14 protein-coding genes are annotated in these 20,015 nt (G+C 45.3%); 3 read left to right on the top strand and 11 right to left on the bottom strand.

From position 1 onward, the window contains the following. The 8 genes from F3I09_RS24070 to F3I09_RS24040 form a co-directional block, all read right to left on the bottom strand. Nucleotides 1–271, bottom strand: a 271-nt coding sequence (locus F3I09_RS24070) for a transposase (RefSeq protein ID WP_149697603.1), incomplete at its 3' end; no start/stop codon positions are given. A gap of 110 nt (nt 272–381) precedes the next feature. Next, a complete protein-coding gene (locus F3I09_RS34180) occupies nt 382–543 on the bottom strand; it encodes a hypothetical protein (protein ID WP_188133937.1) in 162 nt (53 codons plus the stop codon). A 24-nt stretch (nt 544–567) separates the two neighbouring features. Continuing rightward, nucleotides 568–777, bottom strand: coding sequence for a hypothetical protein (locus F3I09_RS24065; RefSeq protein WP_149697602.1), 210 nt, complete (start codon nt 775–777; stop codon nt 568–570). Nucleotides 778–788: 11 nt separating this feature from the next. Continuing rightward, nucleotides 789–1,208, bottom strand: coding sequence for a hypothetical protein (locus F3I09_RS24060; protein ID WP_149697601.1), 420 nt, complete (start codon nt 1,206–1,208; stop codon nt 789–791). Between the two features lie 270 nt (nt 1,209–1,478). Further along, entirely contained in the window at nt 1,479–2,243 is a 765-nt protein-coding gene (locus tag F3I09_RS24055) for a hypothetical protein (protein ID WP_149697600.1), read from the bottom strand. Between the two features lie 26 nt (nt 2,244–2,269). Further along, the gene (locus F3I09_RS24050) at nt 2,270–3,835 is read right to left on the bottom strand and encodes a RagB/SusD family nutrient uptake outer membrane protein (protein WP_149697599.1); all 1,566 of its coding nucleotides are present in this window, start codon (nt 3,833–3,835) and stop codon (nt 2,270–2,272) included. Nucleotides 3,836–3,853: 18 nt separating this feature from the next. Continuing rightward, the gene (locus F3I09_RS24045; protein WP_149697598.1) at nt 3,854–6,967 is read right to left on the bottom strand and encodes a TonB-dependent receptor; all 3,114 of its coding nucleotides are present in this window, start codon (nt 6,965–6,967) and stop codon (nt 3,854–3,856) included. 94 nt (nt 6,968–7,061) lie between these two features. After that, complete coding sequence (locus F3I09_RS24040) at nt 7,062–9,929, bottom strand: TIM-barrel domain-containing protein (protein ID WP_149697597.1); 2,868 nt, start codon at nt 9,927–9,929, stop codon at nt 7,062–7,064. Nucleotides 9,930–10,478: 549 nt separating this feature from the next. Here F3I09_RS24040 and F3I09_RS34175 point away from each other — a divergent pair. After that, complete coding sequence (locus tag F3I09_RS34175) at nt 10,479–10,646, top strand: hypothetical protein (protein ID WP_188133936.1); 168 nt, start codon at nt 10,479–10,481, stop codon at nt 10,644–10,646. A 72-nt stretch (nt 10,647–10,718) separates the two neighbouring features. On the opposite strand, the gene F3I09_RS24035 is transcribed toward F3I09_RS34175, so the two are convergent. Beyond that, nucleotides 10,719–11,189, bottom strand: a complete 471-nt coding sequence (locus F3I09_RS24035) for a VOC family protein (protein WP_149697596.1) — start codon at nt 11,187–11,189, stop codon at nt 10,719–10,721. 174 nt (nt 11,190–11,363) lie between these two features. Between F3I09_RS24035 and F3I09_RS24030 the strand changes: the two genes are divergently transcribed. Continuing rightward, nucleotides 11,364–12,440 (top strand): WD40 repeat domain-containing protein, encoded by a 1,077-nt coding sequence (locus F3I09_RS24030; protein ID WP_149697595.1) that lies wholly within the window; start codon nt 11,364–11,366, stop codon nt 12,438–12,440. Here the strand turns inward: F3I09_RS24030 and F3I09_RS24025 are convergent, their stop codons facing one another. Together F3I09_RS24025 and F3I09_RS24020 are read right to left on the bottom strand one after the other, a co-directional pair. Next, the gene (locus F3I09_RS24025; protein ID WP_149697594.1) at nt 12,441–13,004 is read right to left on the bottom strand and encodes an SMI1/KNR4 family protein; all 564 of its coding nucleotides are present in this window, start codon (nt 13,002–13,004) and stop codon (nt 12,441–12,443) included. An 11-nt stretch (nt 13,005–13,015) separates the two neighbouring features. After that, complete coding sequence (locus tag F3I09_RS24020; protein WP_223233361.1) at nt 13,016–17,101, bottom strand: two-component regulator propeller domain-containing protein; 4,086 nt, start codon at nt 17,099–17,101, stop codon at nt 13,016–13,018. A gap of 424 nt (nt 17,102–17,525) precedes the next feature. On the opposite strand from F3I09_RS24020, the gene F3I09_RS24015 reads away from it, so the two are divergent. Further along, the gene (locus F3I09_RS24015) at nt 17,526–20,015 is read left to right on the top strand and encodes a glycoside hydrolase N-terminal domain-containing protein (protein ID WP_149697593.1); all 2,490 of its coding nucleotides are present in this window, start codon (nt 17,526–17,528) and stop codon (nt 20,013–20,015) included.

Below are 20,015 nucleotides of genomic sequence, written 5' to 3'. Positions count from 1 at the left end.
TAACAACCTCCTCTATTTTACGACTGCTATATATATTATTAATGTAGGAATAGACCAGGACCTTTAACAACATACGTGGGTGATAGCTACTGGTTCCCCCTGGCTTATATTGTTGGATTAACTTTGTGATATCAACTTTATCCAAAATATCGTTGACTGTTCTGACTGGATGATTAGCTGGAATCAGATCATTCAAATCTGGTGGTAACAGCATCCCCTGGTTCTGGTGATTGCTCTTAAATACAACTGATAATGTTTTGCCTCTTGCCATACTCCCTATAACACAATAAACATTATATGGTTAACAAAACGGCTCCTTTTATTTAAAAAACTGTATAAAAAGAAGAAGCCATCCCAAATTACTTTTGAGACGGCTTCTTTTTATTTGGGTACCTGTGCCACCGCATCCTCATATTTTTTCCTTGTGAAGGGACATGCTTCCAAAACCTCTTCAAGAGCCATATCAGGCCGTGCAGAAACCATGATATCTTCATTTCTCTCACGAGTTCTTGTTCTTTTCCCTTTTGTGATTGCATTTTCCATGAATGATGATTTAACGGAAAGAATTTATTTTCTGTAACGCTTCAACAACAGTTCTTCAGGAAAAGGACATCTTTTCAATGTGGCTATTGCATCTTCATGTTTTTTTCTTATAAAAGGACTTTTTTCTAAAACTTCTTCAAGCGTCGTTTGACGCAGTGGGTGATCTAATGTAGCAACCTTTTTTTGGGAAGTGAATGTTCCAACTTTTTTCCTTTTTGAGATTGTAGTTTCCATGAATGATAATTTTAATTGTTTATTATTTCGAAAGATTTCTTCTTGCCTAAGAATGCACTGTATGTTTGGTTTTGGATAAAATCCTGCCATTGGTCATTTTGTAACCCAAATACGTCGAATTGATTAGTAATGTCATTCCAGTACTTAGTAATACAGATCCTATATAGTCTTGTTCTTGAGAGTGTACTACCCTTTGCATATATGTATGCTTCAGGATGTTCTGCTATAAAGGTTTCAACTACTGCAGCCACAGTTGTCAATATCTTCTCATGGTCATTATTTCCGGAATTGATGTTATCATCTACATTCCCTGTTTGTGGATTCTTTTCTCCAAATGCAAGGTTATAGTAGTTATATTCCATCATTGCAAACAGTATAGTCTTTCTAATCGGCCCCTTAGGCCCAATACTTGTAAATTCATACTCAGTCATTGTTACTGTCTTTGAAGTTAATCTAAACAAATAATGATCTAAATGCATTCCCGTAGGCTTTGTCTTAAACAATGGTTTTTATGCTGAACATATCACTATAAAAAAAACGCCACCCCTGACGTGTGATCATCAGGGGTGGCGTTTTCTCTATCACTAAATTACACCTTTTCTCAGGATCTCAAAATTTTCTCTCAACTTTTTTCAAAAAAAAAATAAAGGGATGAAGTACGAAACCTCATCCCTTTTTTCTTCCATCTTAAATCCCGTAAACTAATAATTAAATCCCTTCCTTTTGTACATCCAGATGTTCCTCCAGCCATCACCCTGCTGTGCCAGGGTGAGTTCGTCGGCAGTAAGTTTTACGACAACGTAAGTAACTTTATTACCCAGGCTGATATCACTACCTGTTATCTTCAATGTCTTATTTAAAGTATCAAGTTCGAATATTGCTTTCTGCGAAACACCCGCATGTGTGAACGTATAGTTTTTCGCACCCTTCAGATCAAAGGTCATTTCATCTGCAGCTACTTTCTCAGATGTCAGATAGGCGATACCGTTCTGCCACCATTCAGGCGCTGTTGCTCCGCCAGAGCCGTTACCATAACAGATGCCTCCGGGAATATCAGATGCCCATACCCATGTCTTGCCGTCCTGCGCATTTGCCAGTAAGTTCCACATAGGGCTGGCAAAATATTCAGGATCATTCTCGGAAACAGAGATTTTGGTAGAATCAGATGTTGGACCGCCTTGTGTATAGATGGTATAACGGATGGTATAGTTACCCGCAAAAGGCAGATTGATAGTATCCTGTTTCTTTTTGGAGAAACCACCGGTAAATTCCCAGTAGGGGATATAACCACCTTGCGTAAGGCTGTTTAACATTACTATATTGTCGTGTCCCTGTTCCTGTGTAACGGAGAACTTCACATCACTTTTGGCGATGGATGGTCCGCCAAGGCTTTCTTCATCTTCCTTGGTACAGGATACCAGCATAGCCGATAATGCAAGCAGGGATAAGGTGATAAACTTTTTCATAATGCAGTTTTTTGAATGATTCGACATTAGTTAGCCCAGCCGGTATTTTGTTTATAAACACCGCTTGACAGATTGATTTCCTGTTCAGGGATCTTAAACAGTCCCTGTGTTTCAGTGCGGAAATTCACATCGAACTGGTTATCGCTGTTGCTGTTATCAATAGCGGCTTTGGCAACGCTTACACCCTGACGCAGTAAGTCCCAATAGCGCTGTCCTTCCAGTGCAAATTCCAGGCGACGCTCTTCCATGATCAGCTTTTTGCCATTGGCATCTCCGGTCAGTGTTTTGCGGCTGGTGGTATTCAGGAATGCCCTGTCACGAACCTGGTTGTAATAGTTCTGCGCTTTAGAGAGATCAACATCAAGATTCAGTTCTGCCGCCATCAGCAGCACGTCTGCATAACGGATAATAACATCATCAAAATAGTTGTCGATCTGGAAATTACCTCCCTTGCTATCTGCATTGCCATCATTCAGCGGCATATATTTTTTCCAGAAATAACCGGTGTACTGTGATTGGTCACCGAGAGAATATGCTGTCAGGTTTTCACCTTCGATAGAAATGATGCTGGCGCTTCTCCTGGTATCGGTAGCATCGTAGGCATTCCATAATTTGGGTGTTACAGTACCGGCGCCCCATCCTTTGTAGTAAGGATCAAGTACCTGGCTGCGGATACCGATGTCTACCTGCATGCGGTTACCATTATGCTGGTCCCAGCTACCCAGGCCTTTGTAGGTAAATTTGATGGACCAGACAGTTTCTTTATTATCTTCTCCCACAAAAGACCTTCCGGATGCCTGCCACAAGCGGGGGAAGCTGTCTACCAGTCCGTAGCCGCTTGTATTGATGATGTTTTCCAGGTAGCTGATCATCTGGGTTTTGGTAACAACACCAGCGAGGTCCGGCTGATTGTAGTAACCGGTATAATACAGGTATACGCGGCCTAACAGCGCCTGTGCTGCCCATTTGGTTACACGGCCATAGTTGTTAGGAGAGATACCCTGATAGGCGGTAGCAGGCAGGTTAGTTGCTGCATACTGCAGGTCTTCGGCTATTTGTTTATATACATCAGCCGGAGCAGCCTGCGGTATATTGTACTCGGAAACAGTGAGTGGTTTGGTTGTCAGAGGAACATTACCGAATACACGCACGAGGTCGAAGTAGAAGTACGCTCTCAGGAAGCGGGCTTCAGCAGTATAAGTGGTTTTCAGGGTAGTGTCTGCTCCCCAGCTAACACCGTCTATCTTGGAGAGTAATACATTGGCTCTGTAGATGCCTGTGTAACCTCTCTGCCACAGCCCCAGGTTCATATTGGATGCTTCCTGGAAGCGGTCCCACTGTTTCCATACAAGGTCAGAAGTACCACCACCGCCGAAGCAGTCATCACTGGCCAGTTCGGATACCAGGTGAATATTATCATAGTCACCGATATTGAGCTGATTGTATATGGACACCAGCGCCTGTAAGGCCTGTGCCGGTGTCTGATAGAAGGAGGATTCCGTCTGTTCATCTACAGGCGAAAGCTCCAGGAAGTCCTTACGGCAGGCCGCAAGAAGTGCAATTGCTATAATGGATACAAAGATCTTTTTCATGTGGATTGATTTACCGGATTAGAATTTAACGTTCAGGCCAACCAGTACTGTTTTAGGTTGTGGATAAGTACCCAGGTCTATACCAGAAGCCCATCCGGTAGGACCATAACCTACTTCAGGATCTACGCCTTTATAAGGAGTAAAGGTGAACAGGTTGGTAGCAGAAACGTATAATCTCAGCTGCTGTAAAGGCAATGTGTGCAATACCTTTTTGAAATCATATCCCAGGTTCAGGCTTTTTATACGCAGGAAAGACGCATTGTGTACATACAGGTCAGAAGAACGGATCCAGTTCTGGTTCAGTTCAGCGCCATCTGTTACACGGGGAAGGCGGTTAGAGGTACCTTCACCAGTCCAGCGGCCCAATATTTCTGTGGTGTAGTTGCTGAGCGGACGGGAGAAATCATGTGTACCATCCCAGATCTGGTTGCCATAGTTACCATACAGCGAAGCAGAGAAATCGAACCCTTTATAACCCAGGTTGATGTTCAGACCATAGGTGAACTTAGGATAAGGATTACCGATCTGCGTCTCGTCTTTGCTGTCTATTACACCATCTCCATTGAGGTCCTGGAAACGAACATCACCGGGGAGGGCATTAGGCTGTATTTTCTTACCGTCTTTGCCCACATAGGAGGCCACTTCACTTTCATTCTGGAAGATGCCCGCTGTCTTATATCCGTAGAAATAGCCCATAGGGAAGCCCACCTGTGCACGGTAGAATTCCGGCATACTCGCGTAGGTTATTCCCCCTGATCCGTTGATGATCTTTTCCCGGTTGGGGATATCGGTGATTTCATTACGGTTCACACCGATATTACCATTCACACCCACCGTCAGACCATGGAAGGTATGATTGTAGCCCAGGGAAACCTCCACACCCTGGTTACGTACATTACCTCCGTTGATCAGTACTGTTGATGCCCCGGAAACAGCAGGTACGTTTACTGGTACCAGCCAGTCTTTTGTCGTCTTGCGGTATACATCCACTGTCAGGTTGAAGTCTCTGAATAATGTCGCATCGATACCGACGTTAGCCTGTTCTGAAGTTTCCCATTTCAGGTCAGGATTGGATATCTTGATAGGCGCTGCTCCGATATAAGGATTGTCGCCGCTGCCAAAATAATAACCCAGATATTGTGTTGAGATAGTGGACAGGTACTGATAATATCCCGTAGGAAGATTACCATTCTGTCCCCAGCCTGCACGTACTTTCAGGAAGTCCAGCCAGGAGAGTTTGAAGAAATCCTCATTGGTAGGTACCCAGCCAATAGAGAAGGATGGGAAAGTACCTCTGCGGTTGTTCGGTCCGAAACGGGAAGATGCGTCTGATCTTACCACAGCGGTGAACATATATTTGTCAGCATAAGAATAGCTGAGACGTCCGAAATAAGAATAGATAGTAGCGGAGCTGTCTGCCCCAAAGATGCGTTGTGTGCTGTCTGTAGTACCGTTGTCGATAACAGCATTGTCCAGCCCTTCTTTGGTCAGGTCCTGTTTGTAACCATACAGGTAAGAAGTTTTGGTCTCATTGGAGTTCATACCTACCAACACACCTACATTGTGTTTACCGAAATCACGCTGGTAGTTGATGGTGTTATCCCAGTTCCAGGTATGTGTGCGGTAAATGCCCTGTGTAGCGCGGGAGTGCTCATTCACCACGTTCGTAGACAGATCGTATATTGGCGTATAACTTCTGGAATCGTTATTGCTCATATCAATACCGAAGTCTGTACGTAATGTCAGTCCTTTAATGGGAGATACCTGCAGGTAAGTATTACCCATGATACGGTCGGTCTTGGATTTGTTCTGGTTCTGATAATCCATTACTGCCACCGGGTTAGCCTCTTCTACGTTAAAAGTAGATTTTGCGTAACTACCATCAGGGTTGTATACAGGGAACAGCGGACTTACTGTGAACACAGAGCGGATAGCATTGCCGTAGATATTGCCCACACCAACACCTCTTTTACGGGATTGTGTATAGGTCACGTTTTCGCCGAATATCACAATGTCCTTATACATTTTGTGCTCGCTGTTCATACGGAAAGAGAGCCTGTCATATTGAGACTGGTTCTTTAAGCCTATGACACCGTCCTGTTTGGTATAGGCAACGGAAGAAGAGAACACAGAGGTCTCATTTCCGCCTGCAAATGCCAGGGAATGGTTCTGCATTGGTGCTTTCTTATTGTAGATCGCTTCCTGCCAATCAGTACCCTTACCCAGTTTGCTGAGCTGATCCACGGTGAAATAAGGAACGGAGCCGGAATTAATGGCCATCTCGTTCATGATCACGCCATAGTCATGTGCATTGAGCAGGGATACTTTATGTGAAGGATTCTGTATACCATAGTAGGAGTCGTAAGACATTTTCATACTTCCTGCACGGCCTTTACGTGTGGTAACCAGCACCACACCATTAGCAGCCCTTGCACCATAGATAGCGGAAGATGCCGCATCTTTCAGTACATCCATCGCTGCAATGTCTGAAGCGTTCAGGTAGCTGATGTCGGAAGTAGGCACACCATCCACGATATATAAAGGATCAGCGTTACCAACAGTACTTGTACCGCGGATGCGCACTTTCATGCCTTCTCCCGGTTGAGCAGAAGTTGCGGTGATCTGTACGCCAGGTGTCTGTCCCTGTAAGGCCTGATCTACACGCAGTGCGTGGTTCTGTTCCAGCTGCTGTGTGTTTACATGGTCAATAGCGCCGGTCACCAGTTTTTTCTTTTCGGTACCATAACCTACCACCACGATCTCGTCCAGACCGGTAGCGCCTTCGGAAAGATTCACAGTAAGCGTGGACTTGCCTCTTGCAGAGATCACCTGTTTGGTGAAACCCACAAGTGTCACCTCCAGCGAGTCGCTATCGCTTACCTGCAGGTTAAAGCTACCATTAGCGTCAGTAATAGCGCCATTGTTGGTGCCTTTGATACGCACGCTGGCGCCGGGCAATGGACTATTATCCTTTCCGGCAGTTACCTTACCGGAAAGCGCTCTTTTCGCTGTTTGCGCCATTGCCACATTGACGGGCAACAGCATCGTCATCAGCAGCACGCTGCTTAATCCGCATGAAACGGGGATCATGCAGGCAGTCACAAAATCTCTGATTTTGTAAGCAGTTTTCATAATGTTAGAATGTTAGTAGTTACGGGATGTTTTTATCTGATGGTCATACGTGAATACAATTCACAACGTGTTAATTGTCAAAACTTCTTTTTTGTCATGTACGTGGTTGATTTTTTAATGAGATCTTTTTTTCTGTACCATCATACGGGATGACGGTTGCATTCCTGTTGTCGAAATCCATGCTCACTGGTTTATCTTTTCCTGCTCTCACAATACGGAAGGTCCTGCGCTGCAACATGCCGGGGAAATTACCTTCCCGTTTGCCTATTGTCAGCGTCTGGCCGGCTTCGTCGTATGTGAGGTTGATGGTACTGTATTGTCCTTTTTCGTAATTATAATTGACACCCTCATCTTCATAGAGTGTGAATTTTCCGTTGGCTCCTGTATATACATAAAGAGTGATTGTATCGGCCGGACGCTGTGCTGTGTATTGCATAGCCGGGCCGAAAGGAACAATGCTGCCTGCTTTTACATATAGGGGGATCCTGTCCAGCGGAGCTTCCGCCGTAATATATTGTCCACCTTCGGTATAAGTGCCGTTGTAAAGATCGTACCAGCCGGTATTGGCAGGGAGATATAGTTTACGACTGCGAGCTTTGTAAGTATATACCGGATTTACCAGCAGTGCGGGACCAAACATAAACTGATCACCAATGCTCCTGACAGCTGTATCCTTGTCAAAATCCATGACCAGCCCACGCATCATGGTATATCCACGATGATAGGTTTGTCCTGCAAGAGAATAAATATACGGCATCAAACGATAACGTAGCTTATCATAATAGACCATTGACGTCAATTCCACACTGTTTTCCGGCGCGATGTTGAACGGTTCGCGATAAGGATATTGTCCATGCGAGCGGAACAGTGGGCAGAAGGAACCGTACTGGAACCAGCGGGTGTTCAGTTCTCTCCACTCCTGGAGGTCTGCTCCCTGCGGATCAGGCTGGTCATATTTATCCTCTACATAAAATCCTCCGATATCTGTTGTCCAGTAAGGCATACCAGACAAGCCGAAATTCAATCCTGCTGGTATCTGTCTTGCCAGTTCATCAAAGCGTGCGGCAATGTCTCCGCTCCAGGTGGCTGCTCCGTAGCGCTGCATGCCGGCATAAGCTGAACGTGTCAGGATGAACACGCGCTGGTCTGGTTTTTCCTGGCGCTGACCTTCATAAATACCTTTTGCATTCATGAGGGCATAGGTGTTGAAATATTGTGTAGATGGTCCCAGTGCTGTAGGGTTCATCAACTGTTTACGATAGTTGATAGTGGCATTGGACAACACATCCGGCTCTGTAGCATCCAGCCACCAGGCATCCACTCCCTTGCTGAACAGGTGTTTGCTGAGCAGCTGCCAGAACAGCTTACGGGCGCCGGGATTGAACGCATCATAGAAAGTGGACACATATCCCTGGCCGATCCAGTCCCTGATGCCATCATTAATGCTTTGTTTATAGAGCCAGCCTTTTTCGTTAAAGAGGTTGTAGTTCGGAATATCCTTATAGAACTTAGGCCAGGCGGATATCATGAAATGGGTATGATAAATATTGTGTAGGGAATCTATCATGCCTTTTGCATCAGGGAAACGCGCGGGATCGAATTCCTGGCTACCCCAGGCATCTTCTTTCCAGTAAGACCAGTCCATTACGATATTGTCCAGAGGGATCTGCCTTTTGCGGAATTCCAGGACAGTGCTGATCACATCACGTTGTGTCTTATAACGTTCCCGGCTTTGCCAGTAACCTAATGCCCATTTTGGAACAATGGCTGCTTTACCGGTGATGGTACGATAGCCGTTGATGACATCATCTGTCTGCTGGCCATACACAAAATAATAGTCTATCTTTTCGCCAGCTTCTGATGTCAGCGCTGCCTTGTTCTGCAGTTTTGCCGGAGTAGGGGAGAGATGTTTAACAGAAACAAATGCCTGGTCAGATTCAGGGATCCATTCCACTTTAAGTCTGTGTTTCTTTCCCTTGTCGAGCTGGTGACGGAAAACGGAGGGGCCAGGGTTCCATCCCTCCCTCCATTTATCGAGTTTTAACTCCCCGTCTATCCATACTTTGATGTAACCTGAAGCCGTCATATAGAATTTCTCCTGTCCGCCGGTCTGTGATGTGATATCTCCTTCCCAGGTGATCACTCCTTTTCCCATCGGATAGCCTGCCGGCATTTTCTTCAGATCAGGTAGAAAGGTAAAGTCGATCAGCGACTCCGGCCGTTGCAGGAAAATGCTGTCTGGTTTATTCCGCAGGGCATAGGTAGCGGTCAGGCCACCAGGCTTGCCATTTTTGTCAGATAACTGGAGACTGCCCAGTTCCTCATACGGTCTCTCGTCTCCGAAACGGGTAATAGAGTAGTTGTCCCAGAGTATACCATAATGCCGGCTGGATACCAGGAAGGGTATCACGGCAACAGAGTTGTACTGGGTGAGGTCTACATCCTGGTCTTTGTAGTTCATTAATCCTGTCTGGTGCTGACCCAATCCATAAAATGCCTCTCCGGTGGGCGATTCAAATACCTGCTGTAATTTATAAAGCGGCTTACCGTCGATTACGGCAGGAGTGAAGGTCTTTCCGCCGCCCTGTTTTTCCTGCAGGATCACCTGTCCTTTCAGATCCTTAAATACAACCTCTCCGGTAGTCAGATCAATGCTGGCGGTTAATGTGCCTGTCTTTAATGTAACCTGGTTGTTTTTCTCCTCGCTGGTCCATTTTATTTCCCGGGTACCGCCTACCACAGCCATCAGGCTGGGCGTTCCGGAAATGGAATCTGCCGGGCTGGCAGTTACCCTGATAATGTTGTCAGTAATTACCTGTAATCTTACCTGTTTAACTCCTCCGGCGGTAGTCTTTTCTAACCGTACGAGCAAACCATCCTTAAATCTTTCAATCTTTCCTGCATAGCAGAACTGCATGCAAAAGGTAAATGCCAGGACCGGGAGTAGTCTCTTTTTCTTCATATCCATGGAATTGATCTGATAATTATTGTTGGCAGCTGATAGAATATATTATTAATAGGTTCTATTACTAACGTGTTGAGACAAATTTAGCAGTCCGCTTTAAGACCCAGGGGAGGGGATTGTTTTTGATTAGGGGTATAAATGTTAAGTGCCTGGCGGCAGGGAGGAGGCATTTGATAAAAGGAAGGGTATGATTTGTTAAGGCATGGTGCTATGTTAGCATCTAAATTGATTAGTTGACTTCGTCATATGATAAATTTTAAATCTTTAACTTCTTATTAACTAGTGGCAATTGGCAGTTTCGTAACATCGCTAAATAATCAAACCACCATTAAAGAAGTAAATTAAGTGTTAATCCAAATGACAATAGAAAACAGTTTCTTTATTGACAAAAATAACCGATTGTATAGAGGACATTTCCACGGGACTAAAAAAAGATACCATTTTGGAGGAAGTCTCAAAAAAAGATGTCAGGGGGATTTTAAAGATTGGGTATACTTACCCTAGCTGTCAGAAAATTAGTAAAATCATACTTTAAAGACTATTTCAATGGGTAATAAGAACTATTATAAACTTGATGAAATTGGTTTTATTGGTGTGCAGGAAGAAAGATCTGAGGCCAGTAAAAAATACCATGATAATAGAACTGCCCGGATATTTAAAGCTGCTAAAGCTGTAAAATCCGCAAAGTCAAAAAAGACTTTGAAACAGATATAAACTTATTTGAATCTAAAAAAAAAGCCTGCCACTTAACCGGCAGGCTTTTCATGTTATAAATAAAATCTCATCTCATCCCGCTGCCGCTTCTTCCAGCACCCCAATATCCAGTTTCTGCATCTGCATCATTGCAGTGACAGCTCTTTGAGCCCTGCCGGGATCTTTATCCTGCAGTAATTCCTGCAAACCGTTTGGCACAACCTGCCAGGATAAGCCGAATTTATCCTTCAGCCATCCGCATCTGTCTTCAGTGCCGCCTTCAGTAAGGGCATCCCACAGTCTATCCACTTCTTCCTGCGTTTCACATTTGATGAACATAGACACTGCAGGTGTAAAAGAAAAATGAGGTCCACCATTCATAGCAATGAAATCCTGTCCGTCCAGCCTGAACTCTACCGTCATTACTTTCCCTTCCTGTCCGGGAACACCGGGAGGATAACGGCTGATCTTTCCGATAGATGAATTTTTAAACAGGGAAGTATACAGCTTTGCTGCCTCTTCCGCCTGGGTATCGAACCATAAGAAAGGAGTGATCTTTTGCATAACAGTAATTTTTGAGGTGTGTTGATGCAACAAACTTACCCTTAGAAATCTGTACGAAAGCGGTGTGAAGAGGACATCTTAAAGGGGGAATTCGGACAGTATTAATTTCATGTGATGTACCATGCTGAGCCGTAAAATATCGAATATTACCATTAATTTGCGTTACCGCGAGATATGGGAAATACATTTACACAAATACCACTCAATATCCATCAACGGTTAGCATTGGAAGCTAATCCCATCTGTATAACAGAGCTGGCTGATGGCGGCTACCTGCTTAATTTTAATAAAGATCCACACGTTATCCGGCTGGATAGTTCATTCAATCAGGTATGGAAGAAAGACCTGCAGGCACAGACGATCAACTACGTCAACTGCATGATCACTGCGAGCCCGGATGGAAAGATGATGGCCCTTTCAGGCAATGAGACCATACGCATACTAGACCTCGACGCTAATTTGTTGTGGGCATTTCCGCATGAGCCATGGGGTAAGTTCCTCGGGTCGCCCTGCGCTTTTTCATCCGACGGACAACTGATCTGGTTTATTATACCAGGCAGTTCTGCCCTGGAGAATGATATCTTATATGCAGTAAGAGCATGTGATTATAAAGTTGCAGATACCTGGATGATGGATGGAAACCAGGATTACAACTACATGTTCTACGATACGCCTGATAATAAAGCGATGATCATCGAGGCCGCTGCCGGACAGGATGCCAGTTTATTCTACCGGGTGAGATTGGAGGACGGGAAGATCAGCTGCGAAGAAATATCCGAATGCCATGACAAGATCATGGGAAGCTTTTCTCCTGACGGAAAAGAATTTGTAACAGCTCCCCATCATGAAGATGGAATCGGCTTGTTCTCTTTTCCTGAAATAAAAAAGACAGCTATCCTGGAAAGTAACGAATTGTTCGCTGAGAGAAATGAATACCCGACTACGGACGATAGCGACAGTGTTGAATATGTAGTATTGTATGTGAACGATAAAACACTGCTTGCATTTACACGCTTTGGCAGGTTATTACTGATAGACAGGAAGAGTTTACGTTGCACCGGAGAGCTCATCCCTGAAGGCTGTGAGATCAGGGCCTACGACCTTGACGGCCGGCCTACTACTAATCCCAAAGAAGTGATTGAGTACGCAGGAGAGATTGTTACTGTTGCACTGACTAAGCAACGTCAGTTATTATTGACGCATAACTCCGGCGAAGTAAGGACTTATGATCTCCCTGAAACGCTTTTCTGATCATTCAGCTTCTCCTGCATAATTACCCTTCGGATAGCCATCAGGCGCTTTCACTTCAAAGTATTCATCGAAATCTGCTGCAGCAGTAGTATCATACAGGTGATTAAGGGAAATGATAAACGTGGTAAGATCCGGTGCGATGGTGTTCCTGTCATTATCGGCATGCCAGAATTCAATAATTTGTCCCCTGATGCCGGTAAACACACCTGCAGTATCATAACAGATACAATCGCCGCCACCATTATCAAAGACTGGTATCCATGCGGGATGCCACCAGTTCTCCAGCTCGAAGTCAAAACCTATCATGGATGTATGTTCCTTTGCTGTGGCCAAGGCATGCTCCAGCGACAGGAACATGGAATTATTGACAAATGCCTCATAAGAATTATCACGCTGTCCGTTCTTCCACTGATATAATGCCCGAAGATCTGCGGGAATCGTTACATTAAATTCCTTTTCAAGTGCGGCTATTTCTTCCGTCGAAAGTCCCGGTTGTAAAGTAGCATAATAAGCCGCCCTTTTAGCTGCCAGATGATTGTCCAGTTTGTTGAGAAATGCTTGCATAGAAGTCGGTTTTAAGTGTTCTTATATGCTGAAGGCAGTATGCCGTATTCCAGTTTGAAATATTTCGCAAAATACTTAGGATTATTGAATCCTACTTCATACGCTACCTCTGCTACCGTCAACTGGCTTTTGCCCAGTAATTGAGCTGCCCTTTTCAGACGGATGGAGCGTATAAATTCAAGCGGTGTTTTCCCTGTAATGGATAACAGTTTTTTATACGCAGATACCCGGCTCATATGCAGTTCGCGGCTTAATTCTTCTACGGAGAAATCCGGATTGGAGATATTCTTTTCCACGATCTGTAAAGCCTGCTGAATAAACAGCTCATCCTGTGAAGAGATGGCTATTTCTTCCGGATGTGCGTCAATATGCTGCTGGAAAGTTTTCTTCAGCGATGCCTGTTGCGTAATGATATTACGGATGCGCGACAACAACACCTCATAGTTAAATGGTTTGGTGATGTAGTCTGTAGCGCCGTTATCCAGCGCTTCCAGCTGATCTTCTTCTGAAGCACGCGCTGTGAGCAGTATGACAGGTAAATGTGCCAGGCGTTGCTGCTGCCGTATCCGGCGACAAAGCTCCAGGCCATCCATTTCAGGCATGTTCACATCGCTCACTACCAGGTTGGGAATTGTTTGCTGCAGTATATTCCATCCTACCTGCCCATTGGGTGCATCAATGATATGAAAATGAACACTCAGGTTATCCTTGAGATAGAACCTGAAATCTTCACTATCTTCTATCAGTAACAGCACCGGTTTCTTACCGGTATACGTCACAGGGGTAGTCTCTGTGACAGGAGCAGCAGACATGATCGCTGTTGTTTCCGGCGCGGTAGTGACAGCCTTGCCGGATATTCCCTGTACTGGCAGCAGAATAGTAAAGCAACTACCCATACCGGGTGCGCTGTCAACAGAGATGGTGCCGCCATGCAGCTTCACAAACTCACGCGTGATGCTCAGACCAATACCACTGCCCTGGTTGACCATAGAGCCTGGAATGTCGTGTTGGAAGAACCTTTCGAAGATCCGCTCCTGTTGTTCCAAAGGAATGCCGATACCTGTATCCTTGACTATAATGGCCAACACCGACCCATGTTGCAGTTGCACATCCACAGAAATATTTCCCTGTTCGGGGGTGAATTTAAACGCATTACTCAACAGGTTAAAGATGATTTTTTCTATCTTGTCCGGATCATATAACATGTTTAGTTCCCTGATGCTGCTATGAAAGTCCAGGTGTATCTGCTTCTTTTCCGACAGGTCGGAGAAGGAGGTGGTCAGCTCTTTTATGAATGCAACAATATCCCCTTCACTGGTGTACAGCTTGATCTCCTGTACTTCCATCTTACGGAAATCAAGCAGCTGATTTACGAGGTTGAGCAGGCGGCGTGCATTGCGTTGCACCAGCACCAGCTGTTGCTGTAGATTATTCTCCAGTCCCTTACCCAGTATCTTTTCCAGTGGTGTGATGATCAGGCTCAGGGGCGTCCGGAATTCATGACTGACATTCGTGAAGAAGCGGATCTTTAATGCATCCAGTTCATGTATACGCTGCGCTTCCTGTTTCTCCTGCTCAATGCGGGCGCGTAGTCTTTCCCTTTCCAATACAATCCTTCTGGCCAGTATCAGCGCTCCTATAATGAGCAGCGCATACAGGATAAATGCCAGCGGCGTTCTCCAGAATGGAGGCAGTATAGTAATATGTAATTCCACCGGAGCGGGTGTCCATACGCCGTCATTGTTGGATGCTTTGACGCGGAAGGTATAATCGCCCGGATCGAGGTTGGTGTAGGTAGCCTTGCGCAGATTGCCATCCGCTGTCAACCATTCATTGTTGAAGCCTTCCAGCATGTAGGCATACTGGTTCTTCTCCGGATGAAAAAAGTTCAACGCTGCAAAGGAAATGGAGAATACATTCTCCCTGTATTTTAATGTAATCTTTTGCGTCTGTGTGATAGATTGCTGCAACAATATACGCCCGTTGATGGTTTCTCCCGGCGCCATACTTTTATTAAAGATCTGGAAGTCGGTGAATACGATGGGCGGCACATTCTGATTGATAGCAATGGAATGCGGGTAGAAGAGGTTGAAACCATTACCTCCCCCGAAGACCAGTTCCCCCTTGCTGGTTTTTAGGGCAGCATTTTCATTGAACTCTCTTCCCTGTAATCCGTCTGATTCATCATAATTCTTGAAGTGAAAGGTATACCCCGCGGATTGCCCTTGTACACTGAGATTAGATATGCCATTGGCGGTACTCATCCATAGCGTTTTATCCTTCGCTTCCAGGATGTTCAGTACCGTATTGTCGGGTAACCCATCTTCTCTTCTCAGGATGCGTATCTTTTTCGTTGCAGGATCATACAGGTTTAATCCTTCACGGGTACCTATCCATATCAGCCCGCGGCTGTCTTCAAAGAGACAGATGACGTTCTTATTGCTCAGCCCATCGGGTTGCTTGTCAATGGTACCATAGTGCGTGAACTTACCTGTTTTGTTCATGACGTCCATACCATCGGCAGTGCCTATCCAGATGTTGCCGGCCCTGTCTTCCAGTATGGCAGCTACATACGGTGATCGCATGGTGTTGGACACTCCGTTGACAAAACGCTGGAACTTGCCGGTAGTCCTGTCAAGTATGTTCAATCCTCCGCCTAATGTACCTACCCACAGGCGCTGATGACTATCTTCGTAGATCTCCCAGACGCTGTTATCACTGAGGCTATTGGGATCAGCGGGATCATTTTTATAATGGATAAAACGGCTGCCGTCAAAACAATCCAGTCCGCCGAAATATGAACCGATCCACAATTTCTGCGTACGATCTATCCAGAGGCTCACGATCACATTCCCGCTGGGCGTATTGGGATTGCCGGCTTCGTGCAGGTACTGTTTATAGGTATTGTGCTGGCGGTCGAAGTAGATCAAGCCGCCACCATTGGTACCGATCCAGAGATTACCTTTCGCATCTTCCGCAAAACGGTTAACGTCATCATAAGGAAGACTGTTGGCTGCAAATACCTGGTGCTGGTATAAAGGGAACTTGACAATATTCTCGTGATAATAGCAGATACCTTTCTTATAAGTACCAATCCAGATGATACCGGAGTTATCACGGTACAAGGCATTGATACTATTTTGACTCAGGCTTTTAGGATTTTCACTATTATTGAGGAGGTACTGTATGGATTGCTTTTGTTTATCGATGATATTCAATCCTCCATGATCTGTGCCTATCCATATCAGGCCCTGGTTATCCTGTACTACACCGCGTACAATATTTGTGTTGAGCCTTATTGTACCGGTATTCTGGTTATAATGCGTAAAGGTGGCCTGACGCTGATTATAATAGTAAATACCCTGTATATCAGAATTGCTGAAGATCCAGAGATCGTTGTCATTGTCGGCCATCATCTGGTAGTCCTGCTGCTTGCTGCTGCCGTCCTGTTCCGGCATCTGCACCTGGTAAACGATCTGGTGACTGCGGCCATCCATTCTTTGCAGGAGCCCATTTGCATGCAGTATCCAGATATTGCCGGCGGAGTCTTCAGCAAGGGTTGCAACGGGACTATTCTCCGTTGCTTTAAAGTGGATCTTTGCTGTTTTATGTGAAGCAGGTGTATAACCAAATAGACCATTCCTGGGTACAACAAACCAGTAGATACCTGTCTTGTCTTTCAGAATCTGGCTAACGGAGTCGCCGGGAATTCCGTACTGCCTGAGCACCGGCCGGATGTCCCGCTGGAAGTTCCCTTTATCAGGATGATAGATGTTCTGACCATTACGGTTTGTAATCCATAGCAGGCCATCGGGGCCTTCCATGAGACTGCTGATAAAGTTATCGGAAAGGGTGGTGGAATCGCTGAGGGCCTGGCGGAATACCTTGAAATTGTAGCCGTCGTAGCGGTTCAGGCCCGACATGGTGCCAAACCACATGAACCCGCGACTGTCCTTCAGGATGCAATTGACCTGGTTAGCTGAAAGTCCCTGTGTAATATCTATCCTGGTCAGCTGATATTGTGACGCGCTTGTTTGTCCTCTCAGTAAGGCGGGCAGGAATACCAGCAGGAATAGAATAAATAGTTTTTTGTCCACTTGTGTAATTAACGCGGATATAGAATTTTAAATGTATGTTCTACAATATAGACTCTCTCAGGTAAATAAAAAAAGAAAGGTCGAAAGAATTCGACCTTTGTGCTAAAATTCCACGTTATGGTACTCAGGTCCATAAAAAGTTTAGCGTCTTGCTTATAATACTTTTTTATTTCTTTATGATGAAATTTTCGCTGGATGTATGAGCTTATATTGGCTGATCAGCATTTTCCGGGATGATTTCATTCATTCACTTGAGCTGGAGGTAACTAATATCCGATCCCGGTAATATATGATTGACACAACAAATGTAATATCCCTATGAGTGATAACCAAAGGTTTCCCCGCTTTTTTTCGCAATCGTTTGCATTTCGTGCTAAAAAAGTAGAACTTGTTAATTCGACAATAATTTTATTTTTTCACGTGTATGAACAGAACAGGTCTCTTTTTGCTGTCTTTGCTTTTTGCAGGAACAGGTCATTTACGGGCGCAGCAACCCGTTAACAAGCTGAAACTCTGGTATAAGGAACCAGCTATAGAATGGTCTCAGGCTTTACCATTAGGTAATGGCAGACTGGGAGCTATGGTATTTGGTGGTACCAGTGAAGAGTTAATGCAACTCAATGAAGCTACTTTATGGTCCGGCGGACCCGTTAATAACAACATTAATCCCGGTGCAGTTAAATATTTACCTGCAGTGAGAGATGCGTTGTTCAAAGAAAAGTATCATGAAGCGGATAGTATTTTACGGAAGATGCAGGGTGCCTATTCCCAGTCTTTCCTGCCATTAGGCGATGTGCGCATCCGGCAGCAGCTGAAGGATACAGCTGTAAGTCAGTACTACCGCGATCTGAATATTGCAGATGCGAAAGCTGTGACCCGTTTCATCAGTGGGGGTGTTACCTATTCCCGTGAAATGTTCATCTCAGCACCCGATCAGGTGATCGTAATTCGTCTTAAAGCTAGTAAGAAAGGTCAGTTAAACTTTACCGCATCCACTTCCAGTCAGCTGAGATACAGTAATGTAGTGACCGGTAAAAAAGAGATTGCAATGAGAGGTAAAGCGCCTTCTCATGCAGACCCTAGCTATGTAGGCTACAACAAAGAGCCTATTAAATACGAGGCTCCCGGTAGCTGCAATGGTATGCGTTATGAACTGCGTATGCGTGCTGTTAGTCCTGATGGCAGCATTACAACAGATACTTCCGGTATCACAGTAAGGAATGCAACGGAAGTTACATTGTTACTGACGGCAGCTACAAGTTTTAATGGTTATGATAAATGCCCGGACAGTGAAGGTCTGGATGAAAAAGCGCTGGTTGACGGATATCTCAAAAAGGCGGCTGCATTATCTTATGACAATCTGTTGAAACGTCATGAGCAGGATTATCATGCTTTCTTTAACAGAGTAGTCTTGCAACTTGAAGGAGCTGATCGGAGTACATTGCCTACAGATGAAAGACTGCGGCGTTATACAGCAGGAGGGAAGGATGCGACATTGGAAAGCCTTTATTTCCAGTTTGGCCGTTATCTGCTGATCTCCAGTTCCCGTACAAAGGCCGCTCCTGCTAATCTGCAGGGTATCTGGAATAAAGAACTACGCGCTCCCTGGAGCTCGAACTATACCATCAACATCAACACAGAAATGAATTACTGGCCGGCAGAGGTGTGTAACCTGATGGAAATGCAAAAGCCACTATACCAGTTACTGAAGGAACTGTCAGCAACTGGTCAGCATACTGCACGCAATTTTTATAATGCCCGCGGATGGGTAGCACATCATAATACGGACATATGGGCAATCTCCAATCCGGTGGGTGATACCGGCAGAGGAGATCCGCAATGGGCTAACTGGATGATGGGAGGTAACTGGTTATGTCAGTTCCTCTGGCAGCATTATCGTTATACAGGCGATGTACAGTTCCTGCGCGATACGGCATATCCTATCATGAAGTCAGCGGCGCTTTTCAGCCTGGACTGGTTGGTAAAAGATCCGGCTTCCGGATATCTTGTTACTGCTCCGGCTACTTCTCCGGAGAATATGTTCGTATTGGAAAACGGGACGCGGGAAGCAGTATCAGTTGCCAGTACGATGGACATGACGATCATTCGTGAACTGTTCAATAATGTGATCAAAGCCGGTGAAGTATTGCAGGTAGATAATGCGCTGCGCGATTCTTTACAGATCGCTGCCGATCGTCTTTATCCGTTTAAGACGGGGAAAGATGGCAGCTTACAGGAATGGTATAAAGACTGGGCTTCTGCTGAGGTAGAGCATCGTCATATTTCACACCTGTATGGCCTCTTCCCGGGAGATCAGATCTCTCCATCAGCAACACCGGAACTGGCCAATGCAGCTAAGCGCACACTGGAGATCAGAGGTGATGGTGGCACCGGTTGGAGCAAGGCATGGAAGATCAATACCTGGGCGAGATTGGAAGATGGCAATCATGCGTATAAGTTATTGCGGGAGCTGCTGACCCTCACCGGTAAAGGTTCTATCGATATGCATGATGCAGGCGGTACTTATGCCAACCTGTTTTGTGCACATCCGCCTTTCCAGATAGATGGTAATTTCGGCGGAACTTCCGGTATCGCACAAATGTTGCTGAACGGACAATCAAATGCTATACATTTGCTGCCTGCTCTTCCTGATAGCTGGACCAGTGGCGAAGTAAAAGGCTTACTGGCTTTTGATGGCCATACGATTGACATGAGCTGGAAAGATGGGAAGATCACTAAAGTAACAGTGCATGCAACAAGAGCAGGCACCTGTTACCTCGTATCAAAAAATCGTCTGAAAGCCACAGGTAATGCACAACTGGCGCCGATGAAACCGAAAGATCCATCCGCCGGTTACCCATATGCCCTGAAGACAAGCGCCGGTAGCGTATATACTTTACAGGGAGCAGAATGA

It is taken from the genome of Chitinophaga sp. CF418, assembly GCF_900142925.1.
Classification (GTDB): Bacteria; Bacteroidota; Bacteroidia; order Chitinophagales; family Chitinophagaceae; genus Chitinophaga.
Note: the sequence above shows the minus strand (reverse complement) of the source record. Positions and strands in the feature narration are given on the sequence as shown.